The organism is Enterobacter soli, assembly GCF_964208575.1.
GTDB classification, from domain to species: Bacteria; Pseudomonadota; Gammaproteobacteria; order Enterobacterales; family Enterobacteriaceae; genus Enterobacter; species Enterobacter soli_A.
In genome coordinates this window covers 71,100-92,125 of the sequence record NZ_CAXOFU010000015.1, presented here as the reverse complement: position 1 = coordinate 92,125, position 21,026 = coordinate 71,100, and the positions used below count along the sequence as shown (strand labels likewise).

Below are 21,026 nucleotides of genomic sequence, written 5' to 3'. Positions count from 1 at the left end.
CCAGTGCCACCCCAAATAGTGACGAGGGAAGAACAATATGGCAGTCTTGCCGCCTGAAACGAAAAATAACGAGGAAACGTTTATGACAATCGTGCGCATTGATGCCGAAGCCCGCTGGTCAGATGTGGTCATCCATAACCAGACGCTCTACTACACCGGCGTGCCTGCAAACCTGGACGCGGATGCCTTCGAGCAGACCGCTAACACCCTGGCACAGATTGACGCGGTGCTGGAAAAACAGGGCAGCGATAAATCCAGGATTCTGGATGCGACCATTTTCCTGGCCAATAAAGAAGATTTTGCGGCGATGAACAAAGCCTGGGACGCGTGGGTCGTGGCGGGTCACGCGCCTGTACGCTGTACCGTACAGGCCACGCTGATGAAGCCAGAATATAAGGTTGAGATTAAGATTATCGCAGCCGTCTAAGGCTACTCTTCGTCTTCATCTTCAAAACGCGCCACGATCCGCTCGCCGGTATGGGTGGCGCGCAGTTCATCGGCAACCTGGGCGATTGCCTGGCCGCTGCTCATGCCCTGGGACATCAGCTCCTGAATTCGCTCAACCGCTTTCTGCTGCTGGTCGTGGCTCAGAGAAGGTAAACCTGCAAACATCGTCAACTCCTGCTAAATTATTCGCGCTAATTATTTCACGCTGCCCGGTAGTATGCCACACATGAACATGCGCTCCCCCACTGTTATTACCTTACCCTGGCGCTCTGACGCCGCCGAGTTCTGGTTTGCCCGTCTGAGCCACCTGCCTTTTGCGATGCTTTTGCACTCCGGTCACGCGGATCATCCCTACAGCCGCTTTGATATTCTGGTTGCCGACCCGGTGCAGACGATAACCACCGACGGCCTGTCGGCAGCGGACGATCCGCTGGCGCGGCTTCAGCAGGCGGTCGATGCGCTGGGTCTCACCGCGACGCCGAATCCCGATCTGCCGTTCCAGGGTGGCGCGCTCGGCGTGTTTGGCTACGATCTGGGGCGTCGCTTTGAAAAGCTGCCTGACATCGCCCAGGACGATATCCCGCTGCCGGACATGGCCGTGGGGCTGTACGACTGGGCGCTGATTGTGGATCACCATAAACAAACGGTGTCTCTGCTCAGCCATCGCGATGCTCATGCGCGCCTGGCGTGGCTCGAGGTGCAGGCGCCCGCCGCCGCGCCTGATTTCAGCCTGACCTCTGCGTGGCGCTCGAACATGAGCGCGCAGGAGTACGCGGATAAATTCGCCCGCGTTCAGGCCTATTTGCAGAGCGGCGACTGCTATCAGGTGAACCTCGCCCAGCGTTTTCAGGCGACGTATCGGGGCGACGAGTGGCAGGCGTTTACCCGCCTCAACGCCAGCAACCGCGCGCCGTTCAGCGCCTTCGTGCGCCTTGAGCACGGCGCGATCCTGAGCCTGTCGCCGGAGCGGTTTATCCATCTGGCCGAGGGGACGATTCAGACGCGCCCGATCAAAGGCACCCTGCCGCGGCTGGCGGATCCGCAGGCCGACCGCCGGCAGGCCGAAACGCTCGCCGCGTCGCCGAAAGACCGGGCGGAGAATCTGATGATTGTCGATCTGATGCGTAACGACATTGGCCGCGTTGCCGAGCCGAGCAGCGTGCGCGTTCCCGAGCTGTTCGTGGTGGAGCCCTTCCCGGCGGTGCATCATCTGGTGAGCACCATTACCGCCCGCCTTCCGGCGGCGCGTACCGCCTGCGATCTGCTGCGCGCCGCGTTTCCGGGCGGCTCCATCACCGGCGCCCCCAAGGTGCGGGCGATGGCGATTATCGACGAGCTTGAGCCGCACCGTCGCAACGCCTGGTGCGGCAGCATCGGCTACCTGAGCCTGTGCGGCACCATGGATACCAGCATTACCATCCGCACCCTGACCGCCTGCGGGGGAAATATCTACTGCTCGGCGGGCGGCGGCATTGTTGCCGACAGCCAGGTCGATGCGGAATATCAGGAAACCTTTGATAAAGTTAACCGGATCCTGAAACAACTGGAGAAATAACGGGTGGAGAAAGACAACCTCACGCTGGATGATTTCCTGTCGCGCTTTCAGCTTTTACGTCCGCAGGTGAACCGGGAAACGCTGAACCAGCGCCAGGCGGCGGTGCTGATCCCGGTGGTGCGCCGCGAACAGCCGGGCCTGCTGCTGACCCAGCGCTCGGCGAATCTGCGCAAGCACGCCGGACAGGTGGCCTTCCCCGGCGGCGCGGTAGACAGTACCGACGCCTCCTTAATCGCCGCCGCCCTGCGGGAAGCCCAGGAGGAAGTGGCGATCCCGCCCGACGCGGTGGAGGTTATCGGCGTACTGCCGCCGGTAGACAGCGTGACCGGTTTTCAGGTGACGCCGGTGGTCGGCATTATTCCCCCCAACCTGCAATACCATGCCAGCGTGGATGAGGTCTCTGCGGTGTTTGAAATGCCGCTGGAAGAAGCCCTGCGTCTGGGCCGCTATCACCCGCTGGATATTCATCGTCGCGGGCACGATCATCGGGTGTGGCTTTCCTGGTATCAGCATTATTTTGTCTGGGGCATGACGGCGGGGATCATTCGTGAGCTGGCGCTGCAAATCGGCCTGAAGCCTTGACTATACTTTACATTTGACCCGCATCGACCCGATTTGCGATCCCTGTCGCGCTATTAGCAAAACAGGTGTTAAGCATTAGTTTAATTCATGTGAATAGTTAAGCCGAGGTCGGTGTTCCCTCTTACACTATGCGCAGTTATAACATCGTTACTGGAACCCCGGTAACCCTGTCAGGAGTGTGAAAGTGATTAGTATATTCGACATGTTCAAAGTGGGAATTGGCCCGTCTTCTTCCCACACTGTAGGCCCAATGAAGGCCGGTAAACAGTTCGTCGATGATCTGGTCGAAAAAGGATTACTGGAAAGCGTTACCCGTGTTGCCGTGGACGTCTACGGCTCCCTGTCCTTAACGGGTAAAGGCCACCACACCGATATCGCCATTATTATGGGTCTGGCAGGCAACATGCCGGACACTGTTGATATTGATGCCATTCCGGCATTTATCCGCGACGTTGAAACCCGCGGTCGCCTGCTGCTGGCTAACGGCAAGCACGAAGTGGATTTCCCGCAGGATGACGGGATGCGTTTTCGCAGCGACAACCTGTCCCTGCACGAAAACGGCATGACCATCCACGCCTTTAGCGGCGATAACGAGATTTACCGCAAAACCTACTACTCCATCGGCGGCGGCTTTATCGTTGACGAAGAGCATTTCGGCAAAGACAGCGTGGGCGATGTGTCCGTGCCGTATCCGTTCAAATCCGCGGCCGAAATGCTGGGGTACTGCAAAGAGACTGGCCTGTCGCTTTCCGGCATGGTGATGCAGAACGAGCTGGCGCTGCACAGCAAAAAAGAGATCGAAGACTATTTTGCCAACGTGTGGCAGGCCATGCGCGCCTGTATCGATCGTGGTATGAACACCGAAGGCGTGCTGCCTGGCCCGCTGCGCGTGCCGCGCCGCGCCTCTGCCCTGCGCCGTATGCTGGTGACGACCGATAAGTTCTCCAACGATCCGATGAACGTAGTGGACTGGGTGAACATGTTTGCCCTGGCCGTGAACGAAGAAAACGCCGCGGGCGGTCGCGTGGTGACTGCGCCAACCAACGGCGCGTGCGGGATCGTCCCTGCGGTGCTGGCCTATTACGACCACTTCATTGAGCCCGTGACGCCGGATATCTATATCCGCTATTTCCTCGCGGCGGGCGCGATTGGCGCGCTGTACAAAATGAACGCGTCTATCTCCGGCGCGGAAGTTGGCTGCCAGGGCGAAGTGGGCGTGGCCTGTTCTATGGCGGCGGCGGGTCTGGCCGAGCTGCTGGGCGCGAGCCCGGAGCAGGTATGCGTGGCGGCGGAAATCGGCATGGAGCACAACCTCGGTCTGACCTGCGACCCGGTTGCCGGTCAGGTTCAGGTGCCGTGCATCGAGCGTAACGCGATTGCCTCCGTTAAGGCGATCAACGCCTCTCGTATGGCGATGCGCCGCACCAGCGAGCCGCGCGTTTCGCTGGATAAGGTTATCGAAACCATGTACGAAACCGGTAAAGACATGAACGCCAAGTACCGCGAAACCTCGCGCGGCGGCCTTGCCATCAAGGTGCAGTGCGACTAACGCTCTCCTCCTCGCCCATCCGCAGCGGATGGGCGAATTTATTTCTGCCCTCTCGTCGCGGTTCCATTTCCCCACTACACTTTCTCTGTTGCTTCCGGCTTTGGGTGCTGGTGGCGTATCAGGCGATTGTTCATGCAAACTGCGCAGACGATCATAAAAAACTACCGCCGAAAACGCGTTATCGTCTGTGTCACGGTCGCGCTTCTTACGCTCATCCTCACGCTGGGCATTCGCTTTATTTCACAGCGTAATTTAAATCAGGAACAGATCCTCAGCTTTACCCGCCACACGGTGCACTCCCTTGATAAGGTAATGCTTTCCCTCGAAACCCGTCGCGAAGCGCTGGTGTCGCTGGTGGGCCAGCCCTGCGCGCAGGCGCATCTTGAGCTGCGAAAGCAGGCCGCCATTTTGCAAACCATCCGCGCTATAGCCCTGGTCAAAGACGGCGTGCTGTACTGCTCAAGTATTTTCGGCAGCCGGGACGTGCTGGTGCGCCAGGTTCAGCCCCGCCTGCCCGCCAGCGAGCCGCAGCTGTTTTTGTCCACCGACCATATGCTGCTTAAGGGCAGCCCGATCCTTATCCAGTGGTATCCCATATCGCCAGGCGGTGAAGACGGGGTGATGGAGATCGTGAATATCGACCTGATTACCCAAATGATGCTCGAGCCGCAGCGCCCGCTGATCACCGACGTGGTGCTGACGGTGGGCGATCGTTCCCTGCGCTACGGGCAGAAGGTGACCGATACCGCGAACGCCGGCGAGGGCGACGCGCTGCTGAGTAAAACCTCGGCGCGCTTCCCCTTTAGCGTCACGGTGAGCGGCCCGGGGCCGGGCAGCCTGGCGCTGAAACATCTGCCGACCCAGCTCCCGCTGGCGCTGATGCTAAGCCTGCTGCTGGGGTACGTCGCGTGGCTTGCCACCGCCCGGCGCATGAGCTTCACCTGGGAAATCAACATGGGGCTGGCGGCGCGGGAGTTTGAGCTGTTCTGCCAGCCGCTGGTAAATGCCCGCACGCAGGACTGCGTGGGGGTAGAAATTTTACTGCGCTGGAATAATCCGCGTCAGGGCTGGATCTCCCCGGAAGTGTTTATCCCGCTCGCCGAGGAGCACAACCTGATCGTGCCGCTCACCCGCTACGTGATTGCTGAAACGGTGCGCCAGATCGGCTATTTCCCCGCGTCGCCCGGCTTTCATATCGGCATCAACGTGGCGGCCAGCCATTTCCGCCGCGCCACGCTTTTGCAGGATCTCAACCGGGGCTGGTTCAGCGCTCACCCGGTTCAGCAGTTGATTGTCGAGCTGACCGAGCGCGACGTGCTGACCGACGTGGACTACCGCATCGTGCGGGAGCTGCACCGTAAAGGGGTCAAGCTGGCTATCGACGATTTCGGCACCGGCAACAGCTCGCTCTCGTGGCTGGAAAAGCTGCATCCGGATGTGCTGAAAATCGATAAGTCATTCACGACGGCTATCGGCACCGACGCGGTGAACTCAACGGTGACGGATATCATTATCGCGCTGGGGCAGCGGCTGAACATCGAGCTGGTGGCGGAAGGGGTAGAAACCGAGGAGCAGGCGCGGTATTTGCGGCGCCACGGGGTGCATATCCTGCAGGGATTTTTCTATGCGCGGCCGATGCCGCTGCGGGAGTTTCCGAAGTGGCTGGCGGAGAGTAGCCCTCCGCCAGCGCATCATAACGGGCACATCGTGCCCCTGATGCCGTTACGCTAGAGCGCGTTATTCTTCTTCATCGTGCGCGGATTGCTCTTTAACAATACGCACCAAATCAACGCGATAGTCGTTGGCTTCAACGATCGTAATGTGCAGCGGCGGCAGTTCAATCACGTCGCCCACGCGCGGAATTTGACCGTTAACGGAGATAACCAGACCCGCCACGGTGGCAATGTCTTCTTCGTCGTTAACGACGTTTTCCACGCCCAGCGTGTGGGACAGCGCGTGAAGGTCGGTCGCCCCTTTGACCAGCCAGCCGTCGCCGTCGGCAACGATTTCCGGCGTTTCGTCCGCGTCCGGGAATTCACCGGCGATGGCTTCCAGCACGTCCAGCGGCGTAACCAGCCCCTGCACCACGCCAAACTCGTTGGTCACGATCACGAAGCTGCCGCGGGCACGACGCAGCACGCCCAGCAGGTTGATAGGATCCAGCGTTTCCGGCACCACAATCGCAGGCGAGGCTGCGGCGATGGCTTCGACGTTACCGCCCTCTTCCAGCGCGACCAGCATCTCTTTCGCACGCACAACGCCGACAATCTCGTCCAGCTCGCCGCGGCAGACCGGGAACAGGCTGTGCGGAGAAGAGAGCAGCTGCTGGCGAATTTCCGCTACGCTCAGATTGGCATCCACCCAGCTGATTTCGCCGCGCGGCGTCATGATGCCGCGCAGGGAGCGGGAGGCCAGCGAAAGCACGCCGTTGATCATATAGCGTTCTTCTTCAACAAATGCCCCTTCCGGCACCGGCACGTGGCTACGGTTTTCCGAATCCGGCTGAACGTTAACCTGACGGCGACCGCCCATCAGACGCAAAATGGCGTCGGCGGTACGGGCGCGCAGCGGTTGGGTCGACTGCTGCTTAATAAAGTTACGACGCGCAATCTGGTTAAACAGCTCGATAAGAATCGAGAAGCCGATCGCCGCGTACAGGTAACCTTTCGGAATATGGAAGCCAAACCCTTCTGCGACCAGGCTCAGGCCGATCATCAGCAGGAAGCTCAGACAGAGTACAACGACCGTCGGGTGCTGGTTGACGAAACGCGTCAGTGGCTTAGACGCCAGCAGCATTACCGCCATCGCAATCACAACGGCAGCCATCATCACCGGCAGGTGGTTCACCATGCCGACCGCGGTAATTACCGCATCCAGCGAGAAGACCGCATCAAGCACCACGATTTGCAGGACAACGACCCAGAAGCTGGCATAGCCTTTCCCGTGCCCGTCATCGTGCTGGCGGTTTTCGAGCCGTTCATGCAGCTCGGTTGTCGCCTTGAAGAGCAAGAATATCCCCCCCACCAGCATGATCAGGTCACGGCCGGAGAAGGTGTAATCCATCACGGAGAACAGCGGTTTGGTGAGCGTGACCATCCACGAGATCACGGACAGCAGCGCCAGTCGCATAATCAGCGCCAGCGACAGGCCGATCAGACGCGCTTTATCACGCTGCTTCGGCGGCAGTTTGTCCGCAAGAATGGCGATAAACACCAGGTTGTCGATGCCGAGAACGATCTCCAGCACCACCAGCGTGAGTAATCCCACCCAGATTGACGGGTCCATTAAGAATTCCATGACAAGCTCCTGCTAAAGGAATGACGAAACGGTGCCCCAGACAAAGTGGGCAAATCAATAGTAGACAGAATCGATGCGTGGCGAGAATCGCCGGTGAATGAGGCTCGAGATGGCCTGAAAGGTGACTGACGTCGGTGACGGTCCATACGGTGGGCTAGGCCCTATACTCCTGATCGGTTAAACGGAGGCTAAACATATCAGAGGCAATGAGATTTTGGCAAAGATTTACTTTCCTTTGCAAACATCTGTAACACAAGTGCATTACCGTACAGAAAAATCTGTAATGCGTGGCTAAATTACGGATCTTCATCACATAAATTATTTTTTCACTATCTAAAATAAATCGCGGAAGTCTTAGTTAATTTAACTCGAACCCTTATCTGAATCGATTCGGTTAGCCAAATACGATTCTCAGTACGACTGCCTGGCAGACGTATAAATGATAATAAAAGGAGGTAGCAAGTGACCATTGCTATTGTCATAGGCACACATGGTTGGGCTGCAGAACAGTTACTCAAAACGGCAGAAATGCTGTTGGGCGAGCAGGAAAACGTCGGCTGGATCGATTTCGTTCCCGGTGAAAACGCCGAAACGCTGATTGTGAAATACAACGCTCAGCTTGAGAAGCTGGATACCAGCAAAGGCGTGTTATTTCTCGTCGATACATGGGGCGGCAGCCCGTTCAACGCTGCAAGCCGCATTGTCGTCGATAAAGAACATTACGAAGTCGTCGCCGGGGTGAATATCCCCATGCTGGTGGAAACCTTCATGGCGCGTGACGATAACCCAAGTTTTGATGAGCTGGTGGCTCTGGCTGTTGAAACCGGTCGCGAAGGCGTGAAAGCGCTGAAAGCGCAGCCGGTGGTAAAAGCCGCCCCTGCTGCTGCCGCACCAAAAGCCGCGGCGCCAGCGAAGCCAATGGGCCCGAACGATTACATGGTCATTGGCCTGGCGCGTATCGATGACCGTCTGATCCACGGACAGGTTGCCACACGCTGGACCAAAGAAACCAACGTTCAGCGCATTATCGTGGTCAGCGACGAAGTTGCCGCTGATACCGTTCGCAGCACCCTTCTGACCCAGGTTGCACCGCCGGGCGTAACCGCGCACGTGGTGGATGTCGCCAAGATGATCCGCGTTTACAACAACCCGAAATATGCCGGTGAACGCGTGATGCTCCTGTTTACTAACCCGACAGACGTCGAGCGCATTGTTGAAGGCGGCGTGAAAATCACCTCCGTTAACATTGGTGGTATGGCTTTCCGTCAGGGTAAAACCCAGGTGAACAACGCGATTTCAGTCGATGCGAAAGATATCGAGGCATTCAACAAGCTGAATGCGCGCGGTATTGAGCTGGAAGCCCGTAAGGTTTCCACAGACCAGAAACTGAAAATGATGGATTTGATCGGCAAAGTAGGGAAATAAGCCCGCGCCGGTTTTTCACATAATGTTTATGTAATAGGAGAAGTACAATGGAGATTACCACTCTTCAGATTGTGCTGGTGTTCATCGTCGCGTGTATTGCGGGTATGGAATCCGTACTTGATGAATTTCAGTTCCACCGCCCGCTGGTGGCCTGTACGCTGATTGGTGCCGTTCTCGGTGATATGAAAACCGGTATCATCATCGGTGGTACGCTGGAAATGATCGCCCTCGGCTGGATGAACATCGGTGCGGCGGTTGCGCCTGACGCCGCGCTGGCATCCATTATTTCTACCGTTCTGGTTATCGCCGGTCACCAAAGCATCGGTGCAGGTATCGCCCTGGCCATCCCGCTGGCGGCCGCAGGTCAGGTTCTGACCATCATCGTGCGTACTATCACCGTTGCGTTCCAGCACGCGGCAGATAAGGCGGCGGAAAACGGCAACCTGACGGCGCTGTCCTGGATCCACGTTTCCTCCCTGTTCCTGCAGGCCATGCGTATCGCTATCCCGGCGGTCATCGTGGCTATCTCTGTCGGTACCAGCGAAGTTCAGGGTCTGCTGAACGCCATCCCTGAAGTCGTGACCAGCGGTCTGAACATCGCCGGTGGCATGATCGTGGTGGTAGGTTATGCGATGGTTATCAACATGATGCGCGCAGGCTACCTGATGCCATTCTTCTACCTTGGCTTCGTTACCGCTGCCTTCACCAACTTCAACCTGGTTGCGCTGGGTGTGATTGGTGCGGTCATGGCTATCCTGTACATCCAGCTCAGCCCGAAATATAACCGCACTGCGGGCGGCCCGGTACAGGCAGCAGCGAATAACGATCTCGATAACGAACTGGACTAGCAGGTGAGCGAAATGGTTGATATGACAAAAACTACCACTGAGAAAAAACTCACTCCGGGTGATATTCGTGGCGTGTTCATTCGTTCAAACCTGTTCCAGGGTTCATGGAACTTCGAACGTATGCAGGCGCTGGGCTTCTGCTTCTCGATGGTGCCGGCGATCAAACGTCTGTATCCGGAAAACAACGAAGCACGTCGTCAGGCGATTAAGCGTCACCTGGAATTCTTCAACACCCATCCCTACGTTGCAGCCCCGGTTCTGGGCGTAACCCTGGCGATGGAAGAGCAGCGCGCTAACGGCGCAGAGATCGACGATGGTGCCATTAACGGTATCAAAGTGGGTCTGATGGGGCCGCTGGCAGGCGTGGGCGACCCAATCTTCTGGGGTACCGTTCGTCCGGTCTTCGCGGCACTCGGCGCGGGTATCGCGATGAGCGGCAGCCTGCTGGGCCCGCTGCTGTTCTTCATCCTGTTCAACGCCGTGCGTCTGCTGACCCGTTACTACGGCGTGGCATACGGCTACCGTAAAGGCGTGGACATCGTTAAGGACATGGGCGGCGGCTTCCTGCAAAAACTGACCGAGGGGGCGTCAATTCTCGGCCTGTTTGTGATGGGGGCCCTGGTAAACAAGTGGACGCACGTGAACATCCCGCTGGTGGTATCGACCATCACCGGTCAGGATGGCCAAACTCGCGTCACCACCGTGCAGACCATCCTGGACCAGCTGATGCCGGGCCTGGTGCCGCTGCTGTTGACCTTCGCCTGTATGTGGCTGCTGCGTAAGAAAGTTAACCCGCTGTGGATTATCGTTGGCTTCTTCGTCATCGGTATCGCGGGCTACGCTGTCGGCCTGCTGGGTCTGTAAGACATTGCGTGTCATGCCGGGGGCTTCTGCCCCCGGTTTTTTTATCTGGAGGATGAATGATTGCCACGGACATCGTACTGGTTCTGTTTATAGCCGCCCTTCTCGCTTACGCCATTTATGATGAGTTCATCATGCCCCGTCGCCACGGTGAAACACTGCTCACCATCCCTCTTCTGCGCCGTAATCGTATTGATGCCGTTATCTTTGCCGGTTTACTGCTCATTCTGATTTACAACAACGTCATGAGCCACGGTGCTTTATTAACCACATGGTTATTATGTGCACTGGTATTAATGGCGGTCTATTTGTTCTGGGTGCGCGCGCCGAAGATAATCTTTAAAAGTCAGGGATTCTTCTTTTCTAATGTGTGGATAGAATATAACCGTATTAAAGAGATGAATTTATCTGAGGATGGGGTGCTGGTGATGCAATTAGAACAACGCCGCCTGCTCATCCGCGTTAAGAATATTGACGACCTGGAAAGAATATACAAATTACTCGTTAAAACTCAATGAGTTGAATTTATAGCAGTGGCTATATATTGCGTTAATTTCGCGCAATCAATATAGCCTTAGCTATATTAAACGCGGCAATATACTTATATTTATTAACGTTAAGTTTACGCTTAAATCTAAATGAAAATCGTTATCAACAACGATCGGGAAATAATACCCGCGCATTGTTGTTTTATATTCTAAAAATATGTTAAGGTTGCGCCCGTCGTTGGGGAGTAGCCGATTTCCTGTCTGCCAGGAAATGTACGTGTCAACATACTCGTTGAAAAACGTGGCACGTACGGATCGTTTCTGCACGCTGGCTGTGTACGAAATGTTCAGGCGAGACCATAGATACATTAACTGCTGTTTACTGGGGGCAGTGATGTGTCATATGGATATTTCCCGGTCTGGACGCTCTTATGAATATCTCAGCAACAATTCTTCTCGCCTTCGGCATGTCGATGGATGCATTCGCAGCATCTATAGGTAAAGGCGCCACGCTGCACAAACCAAAATTCTCAGAAGCACTCCGCACGGGCTTAATATTTGGCGCCATTGAAACGCTGACCCCGCTGCTTGGCTGGGGCCTTGGCATGCTGGCAAGCCAGTTCGTTCTGGAGTGGAACCACTGGATCGCGTTTGTGCTGCTGGTTTTCCTCGGCGGTCGAATGGTCATCGAAGGTTTTCGCGGCAACGGCGACGAAGACGAAGAGCCGCAGCACCGCCACGGCTTCTGGCTGCTGGTCACCACAGCTATCGCAACCAGCCTCGACGCCATGGCGGTTGGGGTAGGTTTAGCCTTCCTTCAGGTCAATATCATCGCCACTGCGCTGGCCATCGGCTGCGCCACGCTGATCATGTCCACGCTGGGTATGATGGTCGGTCGTTTTATCGGCCCGCTGCTGGGCAAACGCGCCGAGATCTTAGGGGGTATCGTGCTGATTGGCATTGGTGCCCAAATCCTGTGGGCACACTTCGCCGGCTAAACCTCGCGCTGCCAGCAGTGGATGCTGAAATCCGTCTGGCAGCGAAACATCTCCTGCTCCGCTAACGTTTCCCACACTTCAGGCTTTGCGCGCCAGGCGAATGGCGTCATTTGCAGCAGCGCGACCGCTTCGTCCCCTTTCAGGTTCATCTCGTACGCAACCGCATGCTCCTGCTCCAGGCTAAAGCCCGGCAGTTGCTCCGAGTGCGGAGCGTGCAGGCGCACCTCGTCGTAAATCAGCCCTTTCAGCTCCATCAGATGCCGCGGTCCCGGCGTGACGGTCACAACCCAACCGCCAGGCTTCACCACGCGCGCCAGCTCTTCGGCCTTGCACGGGGCATAAATGCGGACAATCGCGTCCATGCTGGCGTCGTCAAACGGCAGACGGTGGCTGGATGCCACGCAGAACGTCACGGCAGAATAGCGTTTTGCCGCCGCCCGGATCGCCACTTTAGAGACATCCAGCCCAAAGGTTTCAGCACCTTTCGCGCGCACCACCTCTGCAAACGTCGCCGTGTAGTAACCCTCACCGCAGCCGATATCCAGCATTGCCGTCGGGTTTGCCGTCAGGCTTTCCGCCAGTATCTGTGCCACCTTGTCCCGCAGGGGCTGGTAATGACCGGCGTCCAGAAACGCGCGGCGCGCCTGCATCATCTCCGCGCTGTCGCCCGGATCCCGGGAGCGCTTGTGCTGCACCGGGAGAAGATTCACATACCCCTCTTTCGCCATATCAAACTGATGTCCCTGCGGACAGGTAAAGCTTTTATCAGAACGCGACAACCGCGCGTGGCAAAGTGGACAACTGAAGGACATGGACGCTCCGGGGCAATCATAAAGGGCGAAAGTGTACCGCTATTCGCCGGGGTTATAAACGCCTGGCTTAACGCATGACGATCAGGTGGTCAGAATCCGGCGCTAAACCATCCGGTTTGACGTTCTCAAGGCGGAGCACGTTGCCCATGATTTCGCTGAAAACGGGTGCCGACACCGCGCCGCCGTAATAATCGCCGTTTTGCGGATCGTTAATCACCACCACCAGCGCGAAGCGAGGATTGCTGGCGGGTGCCACGCCTGCGGTGTAGGCCACGTATTTATCGACATATTTACCGTCGTCACCGATTTTCTTCGCGGTGCCGGTTTTCACCGCCACGCGGTAGTCGCGCACGGCGGCCTTGATCCCGCCGCCGCCGGGCAGCGCGACGCTCTCCATCATATGTTCAACTTCGTGGGCAATCTCCTCGGACATCACCCGGTGGCCGATCACCGGCGGGTCGATGCGGGTTATCGACAGCGGACGCTCAAGGCCGAAGCTGCCGATGGTGGCGTAAACGTGGGCAAGCTGCAAAGGCGTGACCATCAGGCCGTAGCCAAACGCGAAGGTGGCGCGATCGAGCTGGCTCCAGTATTTGCGCTGGGGCAGCAGGCCGGCGCTTTCTCCGGTCAGGCCAAGCCCGGTGTTGGTGCCAAAACCGAAGTTTTTATAGGTGTCGAGCAGCCGCTGAATCGGCATCGCCAGCGACAGGCGCGACACGCCCGTATCGCTCGATTTTTGCAGGATCCCGGTCATGGTCAGTTCCGGGTAATAACCCACATCCCGGATCCGGTGCCCGTCCAGCGTGTACGGATGGGTATCTATCACGCTGTCTGGCTGAACGAGCCCCTGCTGCAGGGCGGTCATCAGCACCAGCGGCTTAACGGTGGAGCCGGGCTCGAAGGTGTCGCTGATGGCGCGGTTGCGGAAATCATTCAGCGTTGCGCCATCGCGGTTGTTGGGGTTGAAGTCCGGGAAGCTCGCCATCGAGAGGATTTCTCCCGTCTGCACGTCAATCAGCACCGACGCGCCTGATTCGGCTTTGTTCCACGCGACGGCGTTGTCCAGCGCGTCCTCGGTGATGGTTTGCAGGCGCTCGTCGATGCTCAGCTGAATGTTGTGCGCAGGCACCGCCGCCACTTCGGTGAGATTCTCAACAACGCGTCCGTAGCGGTCTTCCCTCACCTGCCGCACGCCGGGTTTCCCCTGCAGTTGGGCGTTAAAACTCTTCTCCACGCCCTCAATGCCCTGACCGTCGATATTGGTAAACCCAATGAGGTTGGCGGCGACGTGCCCGGCGGGATAAAAGCGTCGCGATTCGTCGCGTAAATTGATACCGGGAAGATGAAGCTTATCGATCCACTGCGCCTGTGAAGGATCAACCTGGCGCGCCAGATAGATAAAGCGCCCCTGAGGATTGCTGTTTATGCGCGCAGAAAGCGTGCCGAGAGAGAGATGCAGCGCACTGGCCAACGCCTGCCAGCGATCGTCATAGCCCACGCCCCCTTTCGCCAGCACCGTTTTGGGATCGGCCCACACGGCTCTGACCGGCACGCTGACCGCCAGGGGGCGATTTTCCCTGTCAACAATCATCCCGCGGGGCGCGTCAATCGCCACCTCGCGCAGCGAACGCATATCTTCCTGCTTGACGAGATTATCGGGTTTGATGATTTGCAGCCAGGCAACGCGGCCCAGCAGGAAAGCCAGACTACAAAAAATAGCGAGACAAAGCAGAGCAAAACGCGCCGGGGTAAAGTTACCGGCAGTCGTTATCGTTTTCTTTTTCACCAGAACCCCAGGTCCGTTAAATAACGCCCTGATTTAACGGGAAAAGGCAGGCTGACGTAGCGAAAACAATGCTAATAACCTCGCAGCTTTGCAACAAGTTACTAACGAGGCGCACATTCGTAATATTTTGAAAGATAAGGCAATAAAAAAGCCCCGCACAGGCGAGGCTTTATATCTGAGATCGAAGCGCATACGCACTTCAGTCAGCAGTGGTTCGATCAGATAGCAGTTACGTTAACTGCAGCTGGGCCTTTCTGGCCGTCCTGAATTTCGAACTCAACGTTCTGGCCTTCAGCCAGAGTTTTGAAGCCGTTACCCTGGATTGCAGAGAAGTGTACGAACACGTCTTTGCTGCCGTCAGCAGGAGTAATGAAACCAAAACCTTTAGACTCGTTGAACCACTTAACTTGACCTTTAATCTTTGCCATTTGCAAAATTCCTTAGAGTGTTTTCTTAGCCCGCAGGCATTGACTTAGATAAAACTGAGACATTACTGCTTGAGGCACTAATATAAGGTTCGGCAGAGAAGCGGTATTCAACGACAACGTGTTTACTCAGGACTTCTTTACTGAAAATGCCACACATAAACAGAACTGTACCTCGTTTGACCCAAAACGTGTTATCACATACAACGTTAATTATGGCAAGCCATTTTTAAACGTGTCTCGATCCGCCGCACAAATTCAGGCATGGCCCTGCTACTCTCTGCACAATTATGCGCAGGGCTAGCAAGACACAATGCCGGACCTCACTGCCACAGCGCTGCATCCGCAACCGCTGTAATCTAAGACTTTTTTACCATAGCTCATACATTTGAGATCGTCCAGTTTTGGCAAAACTTTCCTCAGCGTAATGATTGAGTTAGAACAATTTGTGAAAAGTTATGCTTAAATCATTGCAACGCAACAGCGCAGGTTTAATCAAAAAACATGTTAATAAGTTCTTTCTGACTGTATTAAATTTCGCCATTTAATAAATAACGTTATGCACCAAAATAATGAAATTTTTATGACTCTGCCTCAAAAGAAGGCAAGAAAAACGTTTCGATAAAAATAGAACTCTTGTTGAGACTTTAAAATACAGAATATATGTAGCGAAGCGGCATTCCGTTTAAAAGGATAAATATTCGCCAATTTTCAGTATCCTGAATGAATGATTAACTGGTGCTAAATTATCAAGGGCGATAGTTAACTCCTGCACAGGTTCTTCGAGCGATTCGTCCCCCAGTTCAAACACGCCCCAGTGGATAGGAAACGCCAGCGGAGCCCCCAGCTGTTGCCACAGTGCCACCGCGGATTGCGGATCCATATGATGGACGGACATGAACCAGCGTGGTGCATACGCCCCGACGGGTAGCGCCGCGGCGTCAATATTGCCGAGCCTTTCCGGAATGGTGAGAAGCTCCGGGGTGTACCCCGTATCGCCGCTAAACCAGAAGCGATGGCGTCGACTTTCAAAAACCCATCCGCACCACAGGGAGCGATTGCGATCCCACGGGGTGCGCATACTCCAGTGCTGCGCGGGAACCGCGGTGACGGTCATGCCCTGCCAGCTTAAGCTCTGCCACCAGTCGAGCTCGACCACCTGCTTTGCGCCACGACGGCGAAACCAGCTGCCGAGGCCTAACGGGACAAAGAGGTTCAGATCGGGAAAGCGGCGCAGAAGCTGCCGGACGGTGGCGGCATCAAGGTGATCGTAATGGTTATGCGAAATAACCAGGGCGTCCAGCCGTGGGAGGCCGTCGACGGTTATCGCAGGCGGCGTTTTACGCTCCGGTCCCGCAAAACGCAGCGGCGAGGCACGGCGGGAAAAGACCGGGTCAATCAGGAGATAGTTACCGTCCATGCGCAGCAGCGTGCTGGCATGACCGAGCCACCAGACGCCGTCTTCATTCAGGGTATTTATTTCGGCAGGCTGCCACCACTGGCGGATAAACGCGTCGTAGCCGAGTGCAGGCGGTTTGGGTAAGCCGGCCAGCTTACGTTCGTTACGCCAGCGCTCGACGTCGCCTTTTTGATGGCCTGCGGGGAGGGTATTGCGAAAACCAGAGGAGGTGTGATGCTTCAGGGAGGGGTCATACCAGGGATTTTTCCAGACCACAGCCACCTCCCGTGAATGACGCTTTAGCGTTCCGCCACCAGGCGAATAAAATCGTCTTCTTCTTTCTCTTCAACGGCCGCCGCTTTTGGCGCGTCTTTTTCTTCTGGTTCGTTTGCTTCACACAGACGACGCAGGAGCGCAGTCTGACGTTTCTGCTGATCGAGCAATGCTTCCAGTAATTCGATCTGCTCGTTGGTGCGTGAGCTGGCGCGATTAACGAAGAACCACAGAACCAAACCCACAACCAGCACGACCAACGACATCACCAGGGACGCCAGACTCAGCAGCCCTGAACTCAGTAACTCACCCATTTCACCACCTCAATAAAAACGTCCATTTTACCACTGGCGCGAAGGAAGGAAATCACCTTGAGAAAAAATGCGTCTTACCACGGAATAAATTTATTGATCGCACAAACGCCACTGAAAAACTGTACATCCTGATCGCACATCACATTTATCGTCTGCGTCCACAAGACCACGCACGCTATCAATACGACGACCAGAATTACCCAGCGTATTTTTTTCACTCCACACTCCGTCTTATGACCTGATGTAACCAGGTTATCACGGTTATCTTAAACAGCGGCTAACTGTACCGTCATCAGCGGCTTTTAGGAATTCTGCACTTGTTACAAATAGCAAACCGTTTACGCTTACTGTATGACAACTAAGAAAAAGAGGCGATGATGCGTTTAATCATTCGTACTATTATTGCGCTGGCCATTGTCTGGATTGGTCTTTTATTAACGGGTTATGGCGTGCTTGTGGGAAGCACCGAAAATGCCGCAGGTTTAGGTATCCAGTGTAAGTATTTAACCGCCCAGGGAATGAGTACAGCACAGTACATTCATTCCGACAGCGGTATTATTGGGCTAACGAACTGCCCGGTACTGCGTAAAACCGCCGTAGTGATTGATAACGGCTAACCTCAGAAACGTGAACCATAAAAAACGCCGCGCAAGACGCGGCGTTTTTACGTTATCAGGCATTAAAACGGATAGTCGTTATAGCCCATCTGCTCGGAGATTTTACGCGCTGCGGTGTGCAGCATCGCAACGTACTCGTGCAGACGCTCCTCAGAGAAACGCAGCGTCGGGAAGGAGATACTCAGCCCGGCGATAACCACGCCGAAGCGGTCAAACACGGGTACGCCGATGCAGCGCAAGCCTTCTTCCTGCTCTTCGTTATCTTCACCGTAACCCTGCTCACGCACTTTATCGAGAACCGTTAACAGCTCGTCCGTGGTGGTGATGGTGCGCTCGGTGCTGCGTTTGTACTCAACGCCTTCGAGGATCTGCTCGACTTCTTCGCGATCGCGCCAGGCCAGCAGCACTTTACCAATGGCGGTGCTGTAGAGCGGGTTGCGGCGACCGATGCGAGAATACATGCGCAGGTTGTACATGGAGTCGATTTTGTGGATATAGACAATGCTGTCTTCGTCCAGCGCGCCCAGGTGTACGGTCTCTTTCGTCAGGCGGGAAAGCTCGCGCATCTGAATATCCGCGCTGCGAATCAGATCGACGTTTTGTAACGCGCGGGCACCCAGTTCGAACAGCTTCAGGGTCAGAGAATACTTCTCAGATTCGCCTTCCTGCGCGACGTAACCTAAGGACTTCATGGTTTGCAAAAAGCGATAAACGGTGCTTTTCGACATCATCACGCGCTGCGATAACTCTGTAATACCAATTTCACGCTCTTCTCCGAGCGCCTGCAAGATGCCAAACACCTTCAGCACGGAAGAAACAGAATCTGGCTGCTTATCCAAATCTGCGATTGCCATTTATCACCTCATGGAGAGTGTTTTATAAAAATCAGAACCTGTTTTTATTATAAATTCCCGTCATGCTACCTGCAATCAATCCTCGTTTACTTCGTTACAAATCTGCGACATAAACCGAAATAACAATGCTAAAATAGTTACTCTGAGAATAATTTCACCTTGAGCTTTTCATTTTCCATGGAAAAAAATCCTTCTGATGGACTGCCCCTACCCCAGCGGTACGGCGCCATTGCGACCATTATTATTGGTATTTCGATGGCCGTTCTGGACGGTGCCATCGCCAACGTTGCTCTGCCAACCATTGCCAGCGACCTCCACGCATCACCCGCCAGTTCAATCTGGATCGTGAATGCCTATCAGATTGCGATTGTCGTTTCCCTTCTTTCGCTCTCGTTTCTGGGCGATATGTTTGGCTATCGCCGGGTCTACCAGTGCGGCCTGGTGGTCTTCACCCTGACCTCCCTGTTCTGCGCCCTCTCTGATTCGCTGCATATGCTTACCGTCGCGCGTATCGCGCAGGGCTTCGGCGGCGCCGCGCTGATGAGCGTGAACACCGCGCTGATCCGCCTTATCTACCCGCAGCGCCACCTCGGGCGCGGGATGGGGATCAACTCGTTTATTGTGGCGGTTTCGTCAGCCGCCGGGCCGACCATCGCGGCGGCGATATTGTCCGTCGCGTCGTGGCAGTGGCTGTTCGCGATTAACGTCCCGCTGGGCATTATCGCGATTATTTTTGCCCTGCGTTATCTCCCGGCCAACGGCCCGAAAAGCGCCATGCCGAAATTTGACCTGCCAAGCGCGGTCATGAACGCGCTGACCTTTGGTCTGCTGATCACCGCCCTCAGCGGCTTCGCTCAGGGGCAGTCGCTGACCCTGATTGCTGCGGAAATTGCCGCCATGCTGGTTATCGGCTTCTTCTTCGTGCGCCGCCAGCTGTCCCTGCCGGTGCCGCTGCTGCCGGTCGATCTGCTGCGCATCCCGCTGTTTTCCCTCTCTATCTGCACCTCAATTTGCTCCTTCTGCGCGCAGATGCTGGCGCTGGTCTCCCTGCCCTTCTTTTTACAGAGCGTGATTGGACGAACGGAGGTAGAAACCGGGCTGCTGCTGACGCCGTGGCCGCTGGCAACGATGGTGATGGCCCCGCTGGCGGGCTATCTGATTGAGCGGGTCCATGCCGGGCTGCTGGGCGCGCTCGGTCTGCTGGTGATGGCGGCCGGGCTTTTCGCCCTGGCGCTGCTGCCGTCTTCCCCTTCCGATCTGGATATTATCTGGCGCATGATCCTCTGCGGCGCCGGTTTTGGCCTCTTCCAGTCGCCTAACAACCACACCATTATCACCGCCGCGCCGCGCCACCGCAGCGGGGGCGCCAGCGGAATGCTCGGCACGGCGCGCCTGCTTGGGCAAAGCACCGGCGCCGCGCTGGTGGCGCTGATGTTTAACCTTGCCGGGCAAAACGGCACCCACATTGCGCTGTTTACCGCAGGCACCCTGGCGACAATCGCCGCGATTGTCAGCGGGCTTCGCGTGATCCAGCCCCGCGTGCAGGCATAAAAAAAGCCGGGCGGATTTTCGTCCGCCCGGCTTCTGTTCACTTTTCGTATTACTTCAGATATGCACCACTGCGCAGCGCTTCGATACGTTTATCCAGCGGCGGGTGGGACATGAAGAGTTCGCTCAGCGATTTCGATTTACCGTTGATGCAGAACGCCATCATGCTGTTCGCTTCCTGCGGCTCATAGCTGGTTTTCAGACGCTGCAGCGCGGCAATCATCTTCTCACGACCGACCAGCTTCGCAGAGCCTGCATCCGCATGGAATTCACGGTGACGCGAGAACCACATGGTGATGATGCTTGCCAGAATACCGAACACCAGCTCCAGCACCATAGACACCGCGAAGTAAATTAACGGGTTACCGTTGCTCTCTTCGCCTTCGTCGCGGTTACCGCCCATAAAGCCGGCGGCAATCTGCGCCAGAATGCGCGAGATAAAGATAACGAAGGTGTTCACCACGCCCTGAATCAGGGTCATGGTCACCATGTCGCCGTTGGCGATGTGGCTGATTTCGTGAGCGATGACCGCTTCAGCTTCGTCACGGCTCATGTTTTGCAGCAGACCGGTGCTGACCGCAACCAGGGACGCATCGCGTCGCGCGCCGGTGGCGAACGCGTTGATGTCCGGCGCGTGGTAAATCGCAACCTGCGGCATTGCGATGCCCGCCTGCTGCGACTGCTGCGCCACGGTGTTCATCAGCCAGCGTTCCATATCGTTACGCGGCTGCTCGATAACTTCACCACCCACAGATTTCAGCGCCATCCACTTAGACATCAGCAGAGACACGAAGGAGCCACCAAAACCAAACAGCAGCGCCATAATCAACAGGCCCTGAACGCTGCTCGACTGAATTCCCGTCAGGCTTAGCACCAGCCCGAATACCACCATAACCGCCAGGTTGGTGACCAGGAAAAGCGCGATTCGCATCATAATTTTCTTTTAAC

23 protein-coding genes, 1 pseudogene and 1 riboswitch are annotated in these 21,026 nt (G+C 56.1%); of the genes and pseudogenes, 12 read left to right on the top strand and 12 right to left on the bottom strand.

Features of this window, described 5'->3' with window-relative positions; genetic code table 11:
- Positions 1-82 precede the first annotated feature (82 nt).
- Positions 83-427 (top strand): RidA family protein, encoded by a 345-nt coding sequence (locus AB6V08_RS15935; RefSeq protein WP_023312193.1) that lies wholly within the window; start codon positions 83-85, stop codon positions 425-427.
- Between the two features lie 2 nt (positions 428-429).
- On the opposite strand, the gene AB6V08_RS15930 is transcribed toward AB6V08_RS15935, so the two are convergent.
- Positions 430-612 (bottom strand): YoaH family protein, encoded by a 183-nt coding sequence (locus AB6V08_RS15930; RefSeq protein ID WP_368543798.1) that lies wholly within the window; start codon positions 610-612, stop codon positions 430-432.
- A 61-nt stretch (positions 613-673) separates the two neighbouring features.
- Here AB6V08_RS15930 and pabB point away from each other — a divergent pair, with 61 nt between their 5' ends.
- The 4 genes from pabB to AB6V08_RS15910 all read left to right on the top strand — a co-directional run bounded on the left by pabB (position 674) and on the right by AB6V08_RS15910 (position 5,864).
- A complete protein-coding gene (gene pabB / locus AB6V08_RS15925; protein ID WP_368543797.1) occupies positions 674-2,002 on the top strand; it encodes an aminodeoxychorismate synthase component 1 in 1,329 nt (442 codons plus the stop codon).
- 3 nt (positions 2,003-2,005) lie between these two features.
- The gene (locus tag AB6V08_RS15920; protein WP_368543796.1) at positions 2,006-2,584 is read left to right on the top strand and encodes a CoA pyrophosphatase; all 579 of its coding nucleotides are present in this window, start codon (positions 2,006-2,008) and stop codon (positions 2,582-2,584) included.
- Positions 2,585-2,768: 184 nt separating this feature from the next.
- Complete coding sequence (gene sdaA / locus AB6V08_RS15915) at positions 2,769-4,133, top strand: L-serine ammonia-lyase (protein WP_368543795.1); 1,365 nt, start codon at positions 2,769-2,771, stop codon at positions 4,131-4,133.
- A 132-nt stretch (positions 4,134-4,265) separates the two neighbouring features.
- The gene (locus AB6V08_RS15910; protein ID WP_368543794.1) at positions 4,266-5,864 is read left to right on the top strand and encodes an EAL domain-containing protein; all 1,599 of its coding nucleotides are present in this window, start codon (positions 4,266-4,268) and stop codon (positions 5,862-5,864) included.
- Positions 5,865-5,870: 6 nt separating this feature from the next.
- On the opposite strand, the gene yoaE is transcribed toward AB6V08_RS15910, so the two are convergent.
- Positions 5,871-7,430 carry a CNNM family cation transport protein YoaE gene (gene yoaE / locus AB6V08_RS15905; RefSeq protein ID WP_368543793.1) on the bottom strand — a complete coding sequence of 520 codons (1,560 nt, stop codon included), beginning with the start codon at positions 7,428-7,430 and terminating at the stop codon, positions 5,871-5,873.
- On the bottom strand, positions 7,418-7,576 hold the full coding sequence (locus AB6V08_RS23250; protein ID WP_439649888.1) for a protein YoaL: 159 nt from the start codon (positions 7,574-7,576) through the stop codon (positions 7,418-7,420). Before AB6V08_RS23250 ends, yoaE begins: the two co-directional genes overlap by 13 nt.
- A 316-nt stretch (positions 7,577-7,892) precedes the next feature.
- On the opposite strand from AB6V08_RS23250, the gene manX reads away from it, so the two are divergent.
- From manX to mntP, 5 genes are all read left to right on the top strand, one after another.
- Positions 7,893-8,855: a PTS mannose transporter subunit IIAB gene (manX, locus tag AB6V08_RS15900; protein ID WP_368543792.1), complete on the top strand. Its 963-nt coding sequence runs from the start codon at positions 7,893-7,895 to the stop codon at positions 8,853-8,855.
- A 47-nt stretch (positions 8,856-8,902) separates the two neighbouring features.
- Positions 8,903-9,703 carry a PTS mannose/fructose/sorbose transporter subunit IIC gene (locus AB6V08_RS15895; protein WP_368543791.1) on the top strand — a complete coding sequence of 267 codons (801 nt, stop codon included), beginning with the start codon at positions 8,903-8,905 and terminating at the stop codon, positions 9,701-9,703.
- A gap of 12 nt (positions 9,704-9,715) precedes the next feature.
- Entirely contained in the window at positions 9,716-10,567 is an 852-nt protein-coding gene (locus AB6V08_RS15890) for a PTS mannose transporter subunit IID (protein ID WP_006810994.1), read from the top strand.
- Positions 10,568-10,623: 56 nt separating this feature from the next.
- A complete protein-coding gene (locus AB6V08_RS15885) occupies positions 10,624-11,082 on the top strand; it encodes a DUF986 family protein (RefSeq protein WP_368543790.1) in 459 nt (152 codons plus the stop codon).
- 198 nt (positions 11,083-11,280) lie between these two features.
- Positions 11,281-11,482: riboswitch (yybP-ykoY riboswitch) on the top strand.
- A 1-nt stretch (position 11,483) separates the two neighbouring features.
- Positions 11,484-12,050, top strand: coding sequence for a manganese efflux pump MntP (mntP, locus tag AB6V08_RS15880; protein ID WP_368543789.1), 567 nt, complete (start codon positions 11,484-11,486; stop codon positions 12,048-12,050).
- Here mntP and rlmA read toward each other — a convergent pair.
- The 7 genes and pseudogenes from rlmA to mgrB all read right to left on the bottom strand — a co-directional run bounded on the left by rlmA (position 12,047) and on the right by mgrB (position 17,277).
- Positions 12,047-12,862: a 23S rRNA (guanine(745)-N(1))-methyltransferase gene (rlmA, locus tag AB6V08_RS15875; RefSeq protein ID WP_368543788.1), complete on the bottom strand. Its 816-nt coding sequence runs from the start codon at positions 12,860-12,862 to the stop codon at positions 12,047-12,049. The genes mntP and rlmA overlap by 4 nt on opposite strands.
- 67 nt (positions 12,863-12,929) lie before the next feature.
- Entirely contained in the window at positions 12,930-14,648 is a 1,719-nt protein-coding gene (ftsI, locus tag AB6V08_RS15870; protein WP_368543787.1) for a peptidoglycan glycosyltransferase FtsI, read from the bottom strand.
- Positions 14,649-14,866: 218 nt separating this feature from the next.
- Entirely contained in the window at positions 14,867-15,076 is a 210-nt protein-coding gene (gene cspE / locus AB6V08_RS15865; RefSeq protein WP_001062678.1) for a transcription antiterminator/RNA stability regulator CspE, read from the bottom strand.
- Positions 15,077-15,088: 12 nt separating this feature from the next.
- Positions 15,089-15,233, bottom strand: a pseudogene (locus AB6V08_RS15860) (DUF2627 domain-containing protein).
- A 525-nt stretch (positions 15,234-15,758) separates the two neighbouring features.
- A complete protein-coding gene (locus AB6V08_RS15855) occupies positions 15,759-16,748 on the bottom strand; it encodes an MBL fold metallo-hydrolase (protein ID WP_368543786.1) in 990 nt (329 codons plus the stop codon).
- A gap of 23 nt (positions 16,749-16,771) precedes the next feature.
- Entirely contained in the window at positions 16,772-17,059 is a 288-nt protein-coding gene (locus AB6V08_RS15850; protein WP_368543785.1) for a YebO family protein, read from the bottom strand.
- A 74-nt stretch (positions 17,060-17,133) separates the two neighbouring features.
- Positions 17,134-17,277, bottom strand: coding sequence for a PhoP/PhoQ regulator MgrB (mgrB, locus tag AB6V08_RS15845; RefSeq protein WP_368543784.1), 144 nt, complete (start codon positions 17,275-17,277; stop codon positions 17,134-17,136).
- A gap of 159 nt (positions 17,278-17,436) precedes the next feature.
- Here mgrB and AB6V08_RS15840 point away from each other — a divergent pair, with 159 nt between their 5' ends.
- The gene (locus AB6V08_RS15840) at positions 17,437-17,676 is read left to right on the top strand and encodes a YobH family protein (protein ID WP_368543823.1); all 240 of its coding nucleotides are present in this window, start codon (positions 17,437-17,439) and stop codon (positions 17,674-17,676) included.
- Positions 17,677-17,738: 62 nt separating this feature from the next.
- Here the strand turns inward: AB6V08_RS15840 and kdgR are convergent, their stop codons facing one another.
- Complete coding sequence (gene kdgR, locus AB6V08_RS15835; RefSeq protein WP_368543783.1) at positions 17,739-18,530, bottom strand: DNA-binding transcriptional regulator KdgR; 792 nt, start codon at positions 18,528-18,530, stop codon at positions 17,739-17,741.
- A gap of 177 nt (positions 18,531-18,707) precedes the next feature.
- Here kdgR and AB6V08_RS15830 point away from each other — a divergent pair, with 177 nt between their 5' ends.
- Positions 18,708-20,081 carry an MFS transporter gene (locus tag AB6V08_RS15830; protein ID WP_368543782.1) on the top strand — a complete coding sequence of 458 codons (1,374 nt, stop codon included), beginning with the start codon at positions 18,708-18,710 and terminating at the stop codon, positions 20,079-20,081.
- 49 nt (positions 20,082-20,130) lie between these two features.
- On the opposite strand, the gene htpX is transcribed toward AB6V08_RS15830, so the two are convergent.
- Complete coding sequence (gene htpX / locus AB6V08_RS15825) at positions 20,131-21,012, bottom strand: protease HtpX (protein WP_368543781.1); 882 nt, start codon at positions 21,010-21,012, stop codon at positions 20,131-20,133.
- Between the last annotated feature and the right edge of the window lie 14 nt (positions 21,013-21,026).